Annotated in this window: 11 protein-coding genes; 5 read left to right on the forward strand and 6 right to left on the reverse strand. The window is 60.6% G+C overall.

The genetic code is table 11. The annotated features are described in order from the left end of the window. The first annotated feature begins 253 nt into the window (after positions 1 to 253). Positions 254 to 394, forward strand: coding sequence for a hypothetical protein (locus IEX36_RS11740; RefSeq protein ID WP_188759472.1), 141 nt, complete (start codon positions 254 to 256; stop codon positions 392 to 394). Positions 395 to 860: 466 nt separating this feature from the next. Beyond that, positions 861 to 1,745, forward strand: coding sequence for a DUF4292 domain-containing protein (locus IEX36_RS11745; protein ID WP_229668913.1), 885 nt, complete (start codon positions 861 to 863; stop codon positions 1,743 to 1,745). A 202-nt stretch (positions 1,746 to 1,947) separates the two neighbouring features. Here IEX36_RS11745 and IEX36_RS11750 read toward each other — a convergent pair whose 3' ends face one another. Next, positions 1,948 to 3,204: an SGNH/GDSL hydrolase family protein gene (locus IEX36_RS11750; protein WP_188759473.1), complete on the reverse strand. Its 1,257-nt coding sequence runs from the start codon at positions 3,202 to 3,204 to the stop codon at positions 1,948 to 1,950. A 75-nt stretch (positions 3,205 to 3,279) separates the two neighbouring features. On the opposite strand from IEX36_RS11750, the gene IEX36_RS11755 reads away from it, so the two are divergent. Continuing rightward, the gene (locus IEX36_RS11755) at positions 3,280 to 4,848 is read left to right on the forward strand and encodes an alpha/beta hydrolase family protein (protein ID WP_229668914.1); all 1,569 of its coding nucleotides are present in this window, start codon (positions 3,280 to 3,282) and stop codon (positions 4,846 to 4,848) included. 95 nt (positions 4,849 to 4,943) lie between these two features. On the opposite strand, the gene IEX36_RS11760 is transcribed toward IEX36_RS11755, so the two are convergent. Then, on the reverse strand, positions 4,944 to 7,109 hold the full coding sequence (locus IEX36_RS11760) for a putative bifunctional diguanylate cyclase/phosphodiesterase (protein ID WP_188759474.1): 2,166 nt from the start codon (positions 7,107 to 7,109) through the stop codon (positions 4,944 to 4,946). A gap of 295 nt (positions 7,110 to 7,404) precedes the next feature. Here IEX36_RS11760 and IEX36_RS11765 point away from each other — a divergent pair, with 295 nt between their 5' ends. Next, positions 7,405 to 9,237, forward strand: a complete 1,833-nt coding sequence (locus tag IEX36_RS11765; protein WP_188759475.1) for a beta-L-arabinofuranosidase domain-containing protein — start codon at positions 7,405 to 7,407, stop codon at positions 9,235 to 9,237. A gap of 211 nt (positions 9,238 to 9,448) precedes the next feature. On the opposite strand, the gene dnaN is transcribed toward IEX36_RS11765, so the two are convergent. The 4 genes from dnaN to IEX36_RS11785 form a co-directional block, all read right to left on the reverse strand. Further along, on the reverse strand, positions 9,449 to 10,600 hold the full coding sequence (gene dnaN, locus IEX36_RS11770) for a DNA polymerase III subunit beta (RefSeq protein WP_188759986.1): 1,152 nt from the start codon (positions 10,598 to 10,600) through the stop codon (positions 9,449 to 9,451). A 633-nt stretch (positions 10,601 to 11,233) separates the two neighbouring features. Continuing rightward, positions 11,234 to 12,247 carry a methyltransferase gene (locus IEX36_RS11775; protein WP_229668915.1) on the reverse strand — a complete coding sequence of 338 codons (1,014 nt, stop codon included), beginning with the start codon at positions 12,245 to 12,247 and terminating at the stop codon, positions 11,234 to 11,236. A 118-nt stretch (positions 12,248 to 12,365) separates the two neighbouring features. Then, entirely contained in the window at positions 12,366 to 13,547 is a 1,182-nt protein-coding gene (gene ribD, locus IEX36_RS11780; RefSeq protein ID WP_373283037.1) for a bifunctional diaminohydroxyphosphoribosylaminopyrimidine deaminase/5-amino-6-(5-phosphoribosylamino)uracil reductase RibD, read from the reverse strand. A gap of 77 nt (positions 13,548 to 13,624) precedes the next feature. After that, positions 13,625 to 14,944, reverse strand: coding sequence for an Nramp family divalent metal transporter (locus tag IEX36_RS11785; protein ID WP_229668917.1), 1,320 nt, complete (start codon positions 14,942 to 14,944; stop codon positions 13,625 to 13,627). A 43-nt stretch (positions 14,945 to 14,987) separates the two neighbouring features. On the opposite strand from IEX36_RS11785, the gene IEX36_RS11790 reads away from it, so the two are divergent. After that, positions 14,988 to 15,701: a metal-dependent transcriptional regulator gene (locus tag IEX36_RS11790; RefSeq protein WP_188759477.1), complete on the forward strand. Its 714-nt coding sequence runs from the start codon at positions 14,988 to 14,990 to the stop codon at positions 15,699 to 15,701. Positions 15,702 to 15,864 lie beyond the last annotated feature (163 nt).

Genomic DNA, 15,864 nt, shown 5'->3' on the forward strand with positions numbered 1-15,864 from the left:
GAGCTGTCTGCGAGTGTATCGGGTAACGCACCGATGGGTGAGTTGAGCGATGGGATGCGCTGATACGAAGGTCGGTGCGATACCACCTCTGGGGGATATCGAGAGAGATACGGGCGGAGGATAGTGAGTTCAGCGGCAAATGTGCAAAGTTTTGCACTAGTCGAGCGGTAAGGTTGCTGCTTTGCACTTTGTTGCACTGCCGGTTCATCTCCGGGCCCCTTTTTGACGCCCGGTACCAGCAAAGGAGAAACATATGCGAATTGCGTTGGCAATAGCGTTTGCACTGGTCGCCATCGCCCCATTCTTCGGGCGCTGGAGGGCGAACGTGTGGTTGAAGAAGAACATGCCTGAGCGTCTGACGGCTAAGGGCAAAAGCCTGGCGGAGGCGGCATAAAAATCATCGGATGTTGTATCAGCAAGCTGTTGTGGCAGTAGAAGTAACCAAAGAGGTTTGATCTTCCTAGCTCCAGGGCTGTGCCAGCGATGGCATGGCCCTCTTTTTTGGTGTGCGGCAGGGGCGTGCCAGGTCGCAACTCATTTCCTTCAAAAGGCTTAACACCGATTGGCACCGATGCCACCGATCTAAAAACACAGGACGACCACGGATTTCGCGGAGTTGCACGGATTTTATCCTTTCTTAAATTTCATCCGTGTTCTTCCACGGAATCCGTGGTCGCGTTGCTCTATCGGCGGTATCGGTGTCAATCGGTGTTAGGTTTCCTGGCGGTTGAAGCTGCGCACCGAAGCGGGAGGCCGGTGCATCCAACTGATATCACATGGAGAAGTCAGGAGCGGCTTGAGGCCCCGGTGTGTCTGGCTGCCTTTGGGCAGTCTGACAGATATACTTGAATTTTGTGCAAATGAGGATACGACAGGCTTTTGCGGCGGGATTGCTTGGCCTGGCTCCGGCGTTGACCGGATGCCTGACCCATACGCACGCGGTTGTGAAGACGCGGCTGCCGAGCGTTGTCATGAGCACGTCGCTGGACCAGTTGGCACTGGAGATCAATCAGCGGTTCGACTCGATCCAGAGCATGAATGCGGCGGTGGAGATTTCGGCCTCGACCGGTGGCAACCTGCAGGGCAAGGTGACGGAGACGACCAGCCTGCGCGGCTACATTCTGATGCGCAAGCCGGCAGACCTGCGCGTGTTGCTGCTGGTGCCGGTGGTGGGAACGCGGGCGATCGACATGGTGACGGACGGCACGAACTTCAAGCTGCTGATTCCTTCGCGGCATGAGGCGATGGTGGGGACCAACGAGGTGACGCATCCTTCGAAGAACGGGCTGGAGAACCTGCGGCCGGTGGTGTTCTTTGACTCGATGTTTGTGCAGGGGCCGGCGTCGAACCAGATTATCTCGATGACCTCGGACACGCGCATTGTGGACGAGGGCAAGAAGAAGCATGACCTGGTGGAGGAGCCTGCGTATGCGGTGCAGATTCTGGACCAGCCCCAGGGGCAACATGCCCATACGCTGCGGGTGATTCATATCAGCAGCATGGACCTGCTGCCGTACCAGCAGGATATTTATGACGCGGCGGGGAACATCTCGACCAAGGCGTTTTATAGCGACTACCAGTACTTCAACAACACGCCTTTTCCGATGCACATCAAGATCGAGCGGCCGCAGGACCACTATGGACTGGACGTTGTGATTACGAAGCTGACGCTGAATCAGAAGCTGGATGATGACCAGTTCGAGCTGAAGATTCCTGAAGGGTATCCGGTGCAGACGATGAAGTAGCTTTGAAAACTTAACGCCGATTGATACCGATAACACCGATTTAAAAGCGCAGGACGACCACGGATTTCGCGGAGTTGCACGGATTTTATCTTTAGATTTCATCCGTGTTCTTCCGCGAAATCCGTGGTCGGTCTTTTTTAATCGGTGGTATCGGTGTCAATCGGTGTTAGGTTTCTCGCGATGCTGGCCGCTCGGCTCAGGTCTATCGCGTGAAGAGGGTGAGGGGGATGGCGTCACCCATGGCTCGGTAGCCTGCGGGAGATGGGTGCAGGTGATCGCCGGAGTCGTAGGCGGGCAGCAGGCGGTTGGGGTGTGCGGGGTCGCGGATGGCGCGGTCGAAGTCGATGACGGCGTCGAAGTGGCCGGGGGTGCGGATCCATTGGTTGATGGCCTGGCGGTCGGCTTCGCTGAGTGGGCCGGGGTGGTAGTAATCGGAGCCGGTGTAGGGCGTGATGGTCGCGCCGATGACTTTGAGGCCGCGGTCGTGGGCGCGCAGGATGATCTGCTGGTAGGCGGCGAGGATGCGGTCGGTGAAGGCGGCGTGCTCGGCGGGGCTGACTTCGTTGAGGCGCGTGAGGCCGCCGATGTCGTTGACGCCTTCGAAGACGATAAGAAACTTTGCGCCTGGCTGGGCGAGCACGTCGCGGTCAAAGCGCGCGAGGGCGTTGGGTCCTAGGCCGTCGGTGAGGAGATGATTGCCGCCGATGCCCTGATTGAGCACGCTTAAGTTGCGTGTGGCGGGTGCGGCCTGGAGGCGGGCGGCGAGCACGTCGGGCCAGCGGTCGTTGCCGTTGGTGGTGGCGGCGTGGCCGTCGGTGATGGAGTCGCCGAGGGTGACGATGGCGGCGGTGTTGGCGGGGGCTTCGACATCGACACCGGCGAGCTGATACCAGTGATCGAATTTTTTCGCGTTGGGTAGATCTGCGGCGGAGACTTCGTCGCCGTGGACGAGGTACGACGTGGAGCGTGAGCCGGCATGGGCTGTCTCGCATGTGGGCGGCTGGTCGTAGTGGATGGTGATGGCGAGGTTCGAGAGCGGGGCTGCGGTGAAGGGGATGGGGTCGGAGATGTACTCGGCGCCAGCGGGGATGATGACGTCGGGTTTACCTGCGAAGGTGAGGGCGCGGTCGGTTGCGGGATCGATCTGCGCGGCTGCGGGTGAGAGCGGCACGGCAATGTGCGCGGCGGTAATGTGGAGCGGCTCTGTACCGAAGGCGTTCGAGAGATGCACGCGCAGCTCGGTGCCGCCGATGGAGATGTGGACGATCTGGCGGAGGGTTGCGTCGGTGAGGTCTTCGGGCGGGAGCGAGTTTACGCGGAGGGGAATTTCTTGTGATGCGGCCCAGGTGCCGACCCAGTGTGTCTGCGGGTCTGTTTGGGGATGAGGCGTCTTCGCCAGCGATGGCACGGTGAGGGCGAGTGCGGCGATCAGGGTGAAGATTCTTCCTGCTGGGTGCATGGGTGTCTTATTATGGGTGTCGAACTAAATCGTTTATATAGGCGCGCTCTAAAAATAGCACCGCTGGAGGCGGATTTGTCCACACTAAATTCGGGTCTTCGAGTTTTTCTGGCAGTGGCGCTGGCTGGCTGCTCCTGCGCGACGCTTGCGCAGACCGCATCGCGGAAACCACCGGTCACGTTCACTGCGGAGCAGGACCATCAGGACATGATGGAGCAGCTTGGCATTGTGGCGTTGCGGCCGGGGCCGAGCGGCGATGAGAACGCGCCGAATCATGCGAACTATGACGAGTCGAAGGCGAATCCTTATCCGGAGCTGCCCGATGTGCTTGCGCTTAACGACGGCAGGAAGGTGACGACGGCGGAGATGTGGTGGAAGCTGCGACGGCCGGAGATTGTGGAGGACTTCGAGCGCGAGGTGTATGGGCGGATTCCGAAGCACACGCCGAAGGTGACGTGGACAGTAGCTGTGACGGACCACGAGTATGTAGGGTTCACGCCGGTGATTGCGAAGCGGCTGGTGGGACATGTGGACAACTCATCGTGTCCGCAGATTCATGTCGATATTCAGATGACGCTGGTTGTGCCGGCGAATGCAAAGGGCCCGGTGCCGGTGTTGATGATGTTTGGCCAGAGTGTGCTGCCGAATCCGACACAGCCTCCGGTGGAAGATGTGGAGAAGATTAATGCGAAGTTGAAGGAGCTGCTGGCGAAGGACGATCCTGAGATTGCGGAGATCTTCAAGAAGTATCCGGGGTATGATCCGGTGCCTGCGAAGCTGTTGAGCTTTCCGACGCGGCTGAATCCGGGTGAGGACCGTCCGCCGCACGAAGAGCTGCTGGCCGATGGCTGGGGCTACGCGATGATCGATCCGGCCAGTATTCAGGCGGACAATGGCGCGGGGCTGACGCGCGGGATTATCGGGCTGGTGAACCATGGGCAGCCGCGCAGGCCGGATGACTGGGGCTCGCTGCGGGCTTGGGAGTGGGGAGCGGCGCGCGGGTTGGATTATCTGGAGACCGATCCGGCGGTGGATGCGAAGCATGTGGGGATCGAGGGCGTGTCGCGCTACGGGAAGGCTGCGCTGGTGACGCTGGCGTTTGAACCGCGGTTTTACATGGGGCTGATCGGCTCGTCGGGCAAGGGCGGGACGACGCTGCTGAGGAGGAACTTCGGCGAGGCGGTCGAGAACCTGGCCAGTTCGGGCGAGTATCACTGGATGGCGGGGAACTTCATTAAATATGCGGCGGCGAGCTTGAAGTCGGGCGCGCGGCCGCTGAATCCGGGCGATCTGCCGGTGGATTCGCATGAGCTGATTGCGCTGTGCGCGCCGCGGCTGGTGTTTGTCAGCTATGGCGTGCCGGAGCAAGGTGATGCGAAGTGGCTCGATCACGAGGGCAGCTACATGGCTGCGGTGGCGGCGGGGCCGGTGTTCCGGCTGCTGGGTGTGAAGGGACTCAGCTCAAACGGTCAGAGTCTTGGCGATGACTACAAGACGGCGAAGATGCCTCCGGTGCTCGATGGACTGCTGGATGGCGAGCTGGCGTGGCGTCAGGATGCCGGCGGACACACGGATGCGCCGAATGTGAAGTACTTCATCATGTGGGCGGATGGGAAGATGGGGCGCGAGACGAGATTGAAGTAACATCCGGCGCGAGGTGCGTTTGCCTCCGCAAAAGGAACAACAGATTCCTCCACTGCGCTGCGGAATGGAAATACAAAAGACGATTGCAACAGAGGCTATTCCTGCTGGCGCCAGCGGGAGACGTACCAACGCGAGGTGAGGCGCTCGGTGATGCGGCTTTCGGTCTTCGCTGGACTGTGGAGTATCTCTTCAAACTTCGAGGCGCTGAGCGGTTTGGCGAGAAGGAAGCCTTGCAGCTCGTCGCACCTGAGACGGCGCAACTGCTCGAGCTGGCTGTTGGTCTCGACGCCTTCGGCTACAACAACCATGTCGAGTGCGTGCGCGAGTGAGATGATGGCCGAGACCATCGCGTAGCCCTCTTCGCCGTGGCGGTCGAGGCCGTCGATAAAGAAGCGGTCGATCTTCAATTGCTTGACGCGGAACTGCTGGAGGTGGGCGAGGCTGGAGTAGCCTTTGCCAAAGTCGTCGATAGCCACGTCGAAGCCAGCTTTCTGGAACTGGCGCACGACTTCAGAGGTCAGCTCGGCGTCGCGCATGGCTACGGTCTCCGTCATCTCAAACATGATCCAACTGGGGTCGACTCCCGCGGGGTTGGTGATGTCGAGGACCTGACGGACGTAATCGGGCTGGCGAAGCTGCTCGCGAGAGAGGTTGATGGCGATCTTCATGACGGGCACGCGCGCCTGCTTCCAGCGGCCGATATAGCGGCAGACTTCGGCGATGACCCAGTTGCCGATGGGAATGATCTGGCCTGTGCGCTCAGCGATGGAGATGAACTCGAGCGGCGAGATCTCGCCCAGGACGGGATGACGCCAGCGGATGAGCGCTTCGGCACCGAGCATCTCGCGCCTCATGCCAAACTTTGGCTGGAAACGGAGGGAGAGCTGGTTGTACTCGAGCGCTTCGGAGAGCCCGCGCTGGATCATGAGGGTCCTGCTGAGCGCTTCGCTCATCTTGATGTCGAAGAAGCTGCATGCGTTGCGCCCGCTCTGCTTGGCATCGTACATGGCGGTGTCGGCGTTCTTGAGCAGATCATCCACTGTGGCGCCGTCTTGCGGATAGGTTGCGCTGCCGAGGGACGCGGTGAGCCGGAGGGGCGAGCCGTTGATGAGGAAGTCCTGCCGGGTCCGCTCGAGAATACTTTCGGTAATCTGCTCGATGTCGCTGCGCTGGTTGAGTCTTTCGAGCAGGATGACGAACTCATCTCCGCTAAGGCGGGCCACGGTGTCTTCTTCGCGCACGCAGCGGATGAGGCGGCGGGAGAATTTGCGGAGCAGCTTGTCGCCTGCGGGGTGGCCGAGTGAGTCGTTGACGGTCTTGAAGCCGTCAAGGTCGATGAACAGCAGGGTGAAACTGCTGTTGGTGCGTCGGGCCTCGCCAATCGCTATCTCGATGCGTTCGATCAGGGAGTTGCGGTTGGGCAGGCCGGTCAGGGCGTCTTCGGTGGCCATGGCGAGAAGACGTTCATTGGCTTCAGCCAGCGAAGCATTGAGGCGGGCCTTTTCGAGTGAGGCATTGAGTTGAAACTCCTGCAGGTCGTAGCGTGCGTCGAGCATGGAGTACATCAGCGTCATGGGCAGGACGAGCAAGGTTGCGCCTGCGACTGTGAATGCCAGCCAGCCTGTACTGACGCCGTTGGCTGCATCACAGACAGACCCCATGGGAAAGTTCGCCGCGGCCATGCCCAGATAGTGCATGCCGGCAATGGCTAGTCCCATGACGAGGCCAGCAGCACAGCGTTTCAACAAAACATAAGACTGTTGGCCGTCACGCAGCTGGAAGGCGATCCAAAGCGCGACCCAGGATGCGACGATAGCGACACCGATGGATGCCCACAGGAGAACAGGCGTGTAGACGATGGCAGGACTCATGCGGAGCGCGGCCATGCCGGTGTAGTGCATGGCGGCAACGCCGAGACCCATGATCACGCCACCGATAGCGAGTCGTGTCCGGCTGAGTTCGTCGCGCGTGACCACAAAGAGCGCGAAACCCGAGACGACAATGGCGATCAGCATTGAGCAGATGGTGATGGGCGCATCGTAGCCGAGCTGGATCGGCATCCGAAAGGCGAGCATGCCGATGAAGTGCATCGACCAAATGCCCATGCCCATTGCCACGGCGCCGCCGCAGAGCCAGAAAAATCGCTTTCGGGAGCCGTGCAGCGAGCCGATGCGGCCAGCTAGGTCGAGCGCCGTGTAGGAGGCGAACATCGCCACCAGCAGCGAGAGAGCGACGAGATAGTAGTTATACGAACCTTGCATCGGGAGGAGCTCTCCGAGGAAGAATCCAATGCAATGCCACCCAAAACTGAGGGCTACCACTGGGATAACAGAGGAATGTGCCGAAACGGATACAACTGAAGTGTCAAAGGGGGTATCGAGAGGGGCCGGTACTTGCCCCAAAGCGGGTGGGAAGGCTGGACTGCTATACTTTGGCCGCGAGGAGCGGAGCAGGATTTCCGGTTGTGAAATCGTTTACTCACACGGAGTTGCCTGCTGTCTGCGCTTTAGACTTCAGCCATATTCATGGGTCTCATCCCGGTAAGGACACAGCACGATGTCGTTCCAGCAGAATAGTTTCCGCCTTGATCGCCGCGAATTTCTTCGCGCCTCTGCCGTTGCAGCAGCGGCGGGTGTCGGAGCACGGATGGTTCCTTCCGCGCTTGCGGCCGAGCCCGCAGCGAATACCGCTCCCGAGCTGCTCGAGACGTTCGGCTACGGTGAGGTCTCCTTCGAGCCGGGCGTCCATGAGACGCAGCTTCTGGAGACGCAGGCTGTGCTGATGAGCCTGGGGATGGACGAGTTATTGAAGCCGTACCGCGTGCGCGCAGGCCAGCCTGCTCCAGGGGCGAACCTGGGCGGTTGGTATGACGCCGATGCCTTCTGCCCTGGACACACCTATGGCCAGTGGCTCTCGGCGCTCTCACGTTCTTACGCGATCAGCGGAGATGCGAGCACGAAGGCAAAGATTAGGAGCATGGTGCAGGGGCTCAGGCAGGTCAAAGACCTGGACGTGTTCTTCAAGGGGAATGGTTTTGGCAATCGCTTCCCGGCGTACATCTTCGACAAGCTGAACTGCGGGCTGAGCGATGCGTACACGTTTGGAGACTGCCATGAGGCAGCCGATACGCTGGACTATGTGCTTCGGTCGGCGCAGCCTTCGCTACCGGGCAAGGCGTTGACGCGACCTGAGCAGGCGGCGCGTCCGCATAAAGACGTCTCGTACACGTGGGACGAGAGCTACACGCTGGGCGAGAACCTTTTTCTGGCGTGGCAGCGCACGGGCGACAAGCGCTATCGGGAGATGGCGGTGGCTTATCTGTATGACGAGTTCTTCAAGCCGCTGGCGGCGGGCGATAACGTGCTGCCGGGGAACCATGCGTACAGCCACCTGAACTCGATGAATTCGGCGGCGATGGCTTACATCGTGTTGAAGGACCCAACGTACTTGAAGGCCGCGGTGAACGGCTTCAACTTTGTGCAGCAGCAGAGCTATGCGACCGGCGGCTGGGGACCGCAGGAGGCGTTCGTCACACCGGGCAAGGGTGAGCTGGCGACGAGCTTGACGAAGACGCATGCGAGCTTCGAGACCCCTTGTGGTGCGTATGGCGAGTTCAAGCTGACCAGGTATCTGCTGCGCATCACAGGTGACGCGAGCTACGGCGACGCGATGGAGACGGTGATGTACAACACCATTCTCGGAGCCAAGCCATTGCAGACAAGCGGGCAGGCGTTTTACTACTCGGACTACAACCCTGAGGGGCAGAAGGTGTACCACCCGGACAAGTGGCCTTGCTGCTCGGGGACGATTACGCAGATCGCCGCGGACTATCGCATCAGCACGTATCTGCGGGATTCAGATGGCGTGTATGTGAACCTCTATATTCCTTCGACGCTCAAGTGGAAGCACGCGGGCCACGAGGTTTTGCTGCGGCAGACGGGGAGCTATCCGTTCGATGAGCGCGTGTCGATCGATGTGCGGGCGGCTGGGCCTGCGCGGTTTGCGCTGCGGTTGAGGATTCCGGCGTGGGCTAAAGGTGCGCGCGTCACCGTCAATGGCAAACATGTGCGCGGGGTGACAGCGGGAAGGTTTGCCGTGATCGATCGCACGTGGGGCGCGAATGATCGCGTTGAACTTACGTTGCCGTTGACGACACGACTCGAGCAGGTCGATCCGGAGACGCCGAACATGGTGGCCCTGATGCATGGGCCGCTGGTGCTGTTTGTGCTGGGTGGCGGATTGCAGAAGCTGCCGGAGAAGACGCTGCTGGGCGCGGAACAGACTGCTCCGGCGGAGTGGCTTGTTCATGCGCCTGCTGGGGATGTTCACCTGCGGCCGTTCACGGCGATCAAAGAGGAGAAGTACAGCACGTATGTGCAGCTTGTGTAGGGACGATGGCTGGTGAGTGTGTACATTCCCACCCGAGCTATGGTGGCGGATTGGGAGAAAAGCAGATTCCTTCGCTACGCTACGGAATGGAAATGCAAAAGGGAGAGCGCTCGGGGTTCAGAGTGAAAATTCAATGAAGAGGCCCGGCGTGATTGCCGGGCCTTTGTGTTTGTCTTTGCGCCGGAGGCGCGTCTCGCCCTCCGCGAAGGAGTCAGATGCGCATGGGCATGAGGATGTAACGGTACTTGATGTCTTCGTTCGAGTCTTCGGGACGCATCTGGCCGGCGCTCTGGGCGTCCTTGAATTCGAGGCGCACTTCGCCGCTGTTGCCGATGGCCTTCAGGAAGTCGATCAGGTACTGGCTGTTGAAGCCGACGACGAGCGGGTCGTAGTTGTATGGCGTCTCGATGGAGTCTTCTGATTCACCTGAGTCGGTCGATGACGACGACAACTTCAGCTCGTTCTGTTCGAGACGGATCTTGATGGCGCCGGAGCGTTCGTCGGCGAACTGGGCGACGCGCTGGATGGAGCCCATGAGGTCTTCCGAGCGGACGATGACGAACTTGTTGTTGTCGCGCGGGAGCACGGCTTCGTAGTTGGGGAACTGGCCGGTGAGCTTGCGGCTGGTGAGGACCCGGCCGCCGACGCGGAAGTAGAGCGTCTGCTCATCGTCTGCGAAGTCGATGGTCTCGGCGTCGGTTGCGCCGAGCAGCGAGGCAAGCTCGTTGAGGGCCTTGCGCGGGATGAGCGTCTTCTTCTCGCCGGAGATGCCGTCGAGCGTCTCGCCGAGTTTTTCGATGTGCGCCAAGCGATGGCCGTCGGTGGCGACCATCGTCATCGACTCGGCCTTGAGGACGAGCAGCGCGCCGTTGAGCGTGTAGCGGCTCTCTTCGTTCGAGATGGCGAAGGTGGTCTTGGCGACCATGTTTTTTAGCGATGCGACGGAGAGCTTGACTGCGCCTGAGGCGGGAAATTCGGGGACCTGCGGGAAGTTGGCGCGGGCCATGCCGACCATCTTGGTGTTGGAGCGACCGGCGCGAATCTGGACCCAGTGGTTGTCCATCAGCTTGATGGAGATATCGCCGTCGGGCAGCAGCTTGATGTAGTCGTAGAGCTTGCGTGCAGGAATGGTGCAGGCGCCGGGCTTCTTGACCTTCGCCGAGCAGCTTGTCTTCATGCTCTGGTCGAGATCGGTTGCGGTGATGGTGAGCTGATCGTCACTGGCTTCGAAGAGAAAGTTCGACAGGATGGGAATCGTGGTTTTGCGTTCGACAACGCTCTGCGCGGCGGTCAGCTCCCGGAGCAGTTCCGCGCGCGAAACAGAGATTTCAAGGTTGCCGGTGGGGGCTGCGGTCTCGGTCATCTGGGACTCCTGGGTCGCTGTCGTCACGGTTCACTCCAGAATTGGGCTGTTGCCAAACTGTACACCGAATGGGCGTTTCAGTGCACGTAGGTCTTCAGGTTGATTCTAGGGGTCAGGCGTGGTTTCCTGCGAATGAATTGTCTGTGGAAAGTTTGTACCTTGTGTGAGACATGGGGACTGGAGTCTTTAGACAATGTTGCGGTGGGTGATGGTCAGAGTGCGAATACTGCTTCTAAGTATTAAGACTTAAAAGAACAAAAAACTAGTAGCAGTAGTCGTTGTCGCTGGAAAAGTGGATAAAGGGTGGATGTGCTTGCAGGAAACGGAGTTGAGTGGGTGACGGGATTTAGAAAAGTGGGTTGTGGAGAAACTGAGAAGTGGGAAGAGATGTGAGCGGCGAGGCTTTCGGTCCCAGGTTCTCCAACTTCTTCACAACTGCCCAGGTTCTGACGGCGAGAAGACTAGCTGTGTTTCGTGGGAATAGTGGCCAAGTTTGTGAGATTGAAGGAGCTTAGCGAGTCCGCATTTTTCACAGATGTGGATTGAGGCGAAGGAAAAGTCGTCCGGATGTGCGGGTTGTCAGTTTGGGCTTTCATGCCGACAACCCGCAGATTCGATCTGTGACGGGTGAACCTACGCTTTGGTGGCAAGCACGAGCGGGGACGGGCCAGGCGAGTCGAGCAGGCGCGGGTTGGTGAAACCGGCCTCTTTGAGCCAGGTGGAGATCTCCTCGAATGAGTAGGTGTCGCCGTCATCGGTGTTGACCAGCATGTTGGCGCCGAAGATCAGGCCGCCGACCGGGCCGGTGCGGTCCTGATTGACGAGGAACTCCTGGATGGCGATGGTGCCGCCTGAGGCCAAGGCGGCAGCGGTCTTCTGGAGCAACTTGCGGCTGCGCGTTTCGCCTTCGCTGTGCAGGATGTGGCCGAGTGTGGCGAGGTTCTGGCCGGAGCCGAAGTCGGCGGTGAGCAGGTCTCCGGCGACGAAGTTGTAGCGGTCGGAGAGGCCGAAGCGGGCGACGGTCTTCTTGGTGGTGGGTAGGACGCCGGGCCAGTCGACGGCCGTGACCGTGACGCGAGGAGAGCTTTGCGCAATGGCGATGCCCCAGACACCGGAGCCGGCGGCGAGGTCGAGCACGCGGAAGGGCGCGCCGGTGTCGCCGATGGCCAGATGTTTGCCCAGCGCAGTTGCCGCAGGGTAGCTCATGGGAAAGATGTCGGTGACGAACTCCTCGAAGAAAGCTGTGCCGGTGCTCTCCTGGTTGACGGACGCGGATGGCTTGCCGGTGCGGACGATCTCGGTCAGGCCAAGCCACTTGGGCAGCAACTGCGAGCTGGTGTGCCGGAGCAGGCCGCCCTGGAAGCTGGGCTTTGTGCTGACGAGGAATGCGCTGCTCTCCGGCGTGAGCGCGTATTTGTCGCCTTCGCGGGCAAGAAAGCCCAGGCCGACGAGCACGTTCATGATGGAGCGCAGGCCGCGCACGGATGCTCCGGTGACGGCTGCGGTTTCGTCGAGGGTTTTGGGACCGGAGTCGAGCACGTCGAAGACGCGAAGGCGGATGGCGCTCTCGAGCGCCAGAGGCGGAACATATCCCCAGGCAAATTGCATGATGCGTTCAGGTGTGACAGGTTGAGCGGGTGTGCTCATAGCGGCTCCTTGGTTGAATCGATTTATTGATTTGGACTGGCGAGCAATTCTACGCTGTGTGCTCGTGGGCTGGGCAGTATGAAAACAGTTGCAGAATATCGATTGCTTGCTGCTCCGGCTAGCGCACGGAACTTGCGGGCCATGGATCGTGCAGGTAGCCGGTGGTGCAGGTGTCGGGTGCATATTGCGCGCGCGTGGTGCGGATCAGACGCGCTTCGAGGGCTTGCGAGGTTTCGTCAGCGAAGGGGATGGAGCCTGGGCCTAGTTTTGTTGATGAGTGGAAGAGGACGGCTTTGTCTACGAGGTCTTCGCGAAGCAGTGTGGAGTTGAGGCGCTGGCCCGCCTCGACGAGAACGCTGATGATGTTGCGCGCGGCGAGTGAGCTGAGTACAACGCGAAGATCAATGCGGTTTGGTGCGATGATCTCGACGGCGGCGCCTTTTCGCTGGAGCGCCTGGACTTTCTCCTGCGGGGCGGCGCTGGTGGTGAAGAGAACGAGGTCGTCTGCTGCCGATGCGACGAGCGCGGAGTCGAGCGGGATGCGGAGGCGGGTGTCGAGTATGGCGCGGAGCAGAGGTCGGCGGCGTGGCTGGCCAGTGCGGTCGGTGAGGGCGGGGTTGTCGGCGAGCACGGTGCCGATGCCGGTGAGGATGGCGTCGGATGCGTGACGAAGCTGCTGCACCTCGGCGCGCGCGGCGGGGCCGGTGAGCCAGTACGGCTCGGTGGCGGTGCGGGATGCGGGCGGGGGCGCGAGATAGCCGTCGGCGGAGAGCGCGGCCTTAAGCGTGACGAATGGCGTGCGGTGCTGGATGAAGTGCGCGAAGGCGTCGTTGAGGTTGTGTGCCTCTTGCTGCAGGATGCCCACTTCGACTTCGATGTTTGCTGCGCGGATTTTGGCGAAGCCCTGACCGCTGACGAGCGGGTTGGGGTCTTCGGTTGCCGCGACGACGCGGGCGACTCCTGCTGCGATGAGCGCGTCGGCGCAGGGGCCGGTGCGGCCGTGGTGGGCGCAGGGCTCGAGCGTGACGTAAGCGGTGGCTCCTCGCGCCGCGTCTCCTGCTTGTTTGAGAGCGACGATCTCGGCGTGGTCGCGGGTTTCGTAACGGTGCGCGCCTTCGGTGAGGATGCTGCCTTCGCGGACGAGCACGCAGCCGACTTGCGGGTTGGGGCTGGCAAGCGCCGTCGTTTCGCGCGCAAGCTCAAGCGCTCGGAGCATGAAGCGCTCGTCTTGCTCTGGGTTGCGATCGGGCGGCATGCTTTGAGGATATAGCGACCGCGGATTACACGGATTTGTATGCATTCAGAAACGAGGGAGAGAACGGTGTGTGCTTCTCATCCATGTCGATCCGCAGAGTCTGTGGCTGCTGTCTTCTGTCCTTACTGCCCCAGGGCGATCTGGCCCAGCAGGACAACGTTGAGCACAACGATGATGGCGACTGTGACCCATCCGGCGATGCGGGTGCGGCGGGCGCTGGCGAAGCTGTGCATGACGGAGGTGCGGTTGGTGAGGATGAGCAGCGGCACCAGGGCGAATGGCAGGGCGAAGCTCAGCACGACTTGCGAGAGGATGAGGATCTTTAGAGGGTCGAGGCCGACAGCGATCACGATGAGCGCGGGGATGATGGTGATGAGGCGGCGGAGGAAGATGGAGAACTTAATGTCGAGAAAGCCTTCGATGATGACCTGGCCCGCCATGACGCCGACGGTGGACGATGACAGCCCCGAGCAGAGCAGCGCTACGGCAAAGACGGTGGCTGAGGCTTCGCCGAGTAGTGGGCCGAGTGTCTGGTGCGCACCTTCGATGGTCGTGACCGGGTTGGCGAGGTGGCCGAAGGCGACAGCGGCCATGACGATCATGGCGGAGTTGATGAGCCAGGCTCCGTTCATGGCGGCGAAGACGTCGATGAGTTCGAAGTGCAGGTAGTTGCGCCGGCGCGAGCCGCCCTCGATCAGGGGCTGCTTGAGGACCTCGCTGCGTCGCGGCTGCACCAGCGCGGAGTGAAGATAGACGACATGCGGCATCACCGTCGCTCCCAGCATGCCAACAGCGACGTAGAGGCTTGCGTGGATGTGCTTGGGGTCGAGCGTGGGCAGGAGCGTGTAGAGTGCGGTCTGCTTCCAGTCGGGGTGAACGAGGAATATTTCGAAGGCGTAGCAGATGCCGATGGCGCCGACGAAGACCATGATGCCGCGCTCAAGCCACTGGTATCCGGCGAGATCGAGCGCGAGGATGACGAAGACGAGCACGGCGGAGATAAGCGCGGCGATGACCATCGTCTCGGTGCGTGACCAGCCGTGAGCCATCATCGCGGGGCCGAAGAGCAGATAGAGGCCAAGTGCTGCGCCGAGGAATTCGGCGAGGTCGGTGGCGACGGCGGCGATTTCGGCCGTGATCCAGAGAAAGAGATTCACGGGACGCGAGAAGTGCTTGCGGCAGTTTTGCGGCAGGGTGAGGCCGGTGACGATGCCGAGCTTCGCCGAAAGATATTGGATCAGGATGGCCATGACGTTCGACCACAGCAGCACCCAGAGCAGCCGATAGCCGAAACGGCTGCCGCCTTCGATGTTGGTGGCGAAGTTGCCTGGATCGATGTAGGCGACCGAGGCGACGAAGGCGGGACCGAAGTAGGCCCAGATTTCATTGCTCCGGAAGCTCTTCCAGAACTTCTTCTCTTCGCCAATTAATAAATTAGCCACACCTAAATAATATCGGAGTGGTAGGCTAAGTCAAGAGAGAGCCATGACAAAGCGAGCGAACAAGCTCTCGGCGCCGCCGGAGACGAAGGGCGGCAGCGAGGCGATGGACGACTACCTGAAGGCAATCTTCACGCTTGGCGGCGCGGAGGAACGGCAGGTCTCGTCGACTGAGATTGCGGCGCATCTGGAAATTAGCGGAGCTTCAGCTACGAACATGCTGCAAAAGCTGGCTGGACTTGATCCTGCGTTGGTCGTCTACAAAAAACATCATGGTGTGTATCTGTCGAAGGCTGGCAGGAAGCGCGCGCTTGAGATTGTGCGGCATCATCGGCTGATTGAGACGTTTCTGCATCTGGTGCTGGGGTATCCGTGGGACGAGGTGCATGAGGAGGCCGAGCGGCTGGAGCACTTCATCTCGGAGAGATTTGAAGAACGCATCGCGGCGAAGCTTGGCAATCCGGAGTTCGACCCGCATGGGCACGCGATTCCGGCGCTTGATGGCTCGCTGCCGATGGCGGAGAGGAGGTCGCTGGTGCATCTGAAGCCGGGGCAGTCGGCGAAGGTGGCGAGCGTGTCGGACAAAGACCCGGAGATGCTGCGGTATCTGGCGGCGCAGGGGATTCGGCCGGGTGTGAAGCTCACGCTCACTGAGCAACTCCCCTTTCAGGGCGCGTTCCACGTTCGCATCGGCACGCAGAAAAAAACTGCGCTGCTGAGCCATCCGCTGGCTGAGGCGATCTCGGTTGCGGTGAAGTAGCACGAGCGGGATGAATGTGAAGTTCGTGACATCCTTTGCGAAAAACAACCGCAGATCCTTCGACTCCGCAACCCGCAAAAAACGCGGCTAGCTCCGCTCAGGATGACAACTTGATTTAGGTTACGAAGTTCAGAGGCAGGACACCAGCACCCGGAAATGACCC

The organism is Edaphobacter acidisoli, assembly GCF_014642855.1.
GTDB classification, from domain to species: domain Bacteria; phylum Acidobacteriota; class Terriglobia; order Terriglobales; family Acidobacteriaceae; genus Edaphobacter; species Edaphobacter acidisoli.

Bases quoted from the DNA above. Each gene is read 5' to 3' on its own strand.
- IEX36_RS11740 (WP_188759472.1), top strand. From the start codon at position 254: ATGCGAATTGCGTTGGCAATAGCGTTTGCACTGGTCGCCATCGCCCCA.
- IEX36_RS11745 (WP_229668913.1), top strand. From the start codon at position 861: ATGAGGATACGACAGGCTTTTGCGGCGGGATTGCTTGGCCTGGCTCCG.
- IEX36_RS11750 (WP_188759473.1), bottom strand. From the start codon at position 3,204: ATGCACCCAGCAGGAAGAATCTTCACCCTGATCGCCGCACTCGCCCTC.
- IEX36_RS11760 (WP_188759474.1), bottom strand. From the start codon at position 7,109: ATGCAAGGTTCGTATAACTACTATCTCGTCGCTCTCTCGCTGCTGGTG.
- IEX36_RS11765 (WP_188759475.1), top strand. From the start codon at position 7,405: ATGTCGTTCCAGCAGAATAGTTTCCGCCTTGATCGCCGCGAATTTCTT.
- dnaN (WP_188759986.1), bottom strand. From the start codon at position 10,600: ATGACCGAGACCGCAGCCCCCACCGGCAACCTTGAAATCTCTGTTTCG.
- IEX36_RS11775 (WP_229668915.1), bottom strand. From the start codon at position 12,247: ATGAGCACACCCGCTCAACCTGTCACACCTGAACGCATCATGCAATTT.
- ribD (WP_373283037.1), bottom strand. From the start codon at position 13,547: ATGCATACAAATCCGTGTAATCCGCGGTCGCTATATCCTCAAAGCATG.
- IEX36_RS11790 (WP_188759477.1), top strand. From the start codon at position 14,988: ATGACAAAGCGAGCGAACAAGCTCTCGGCGCCGCCGGAGACGAAGGGC.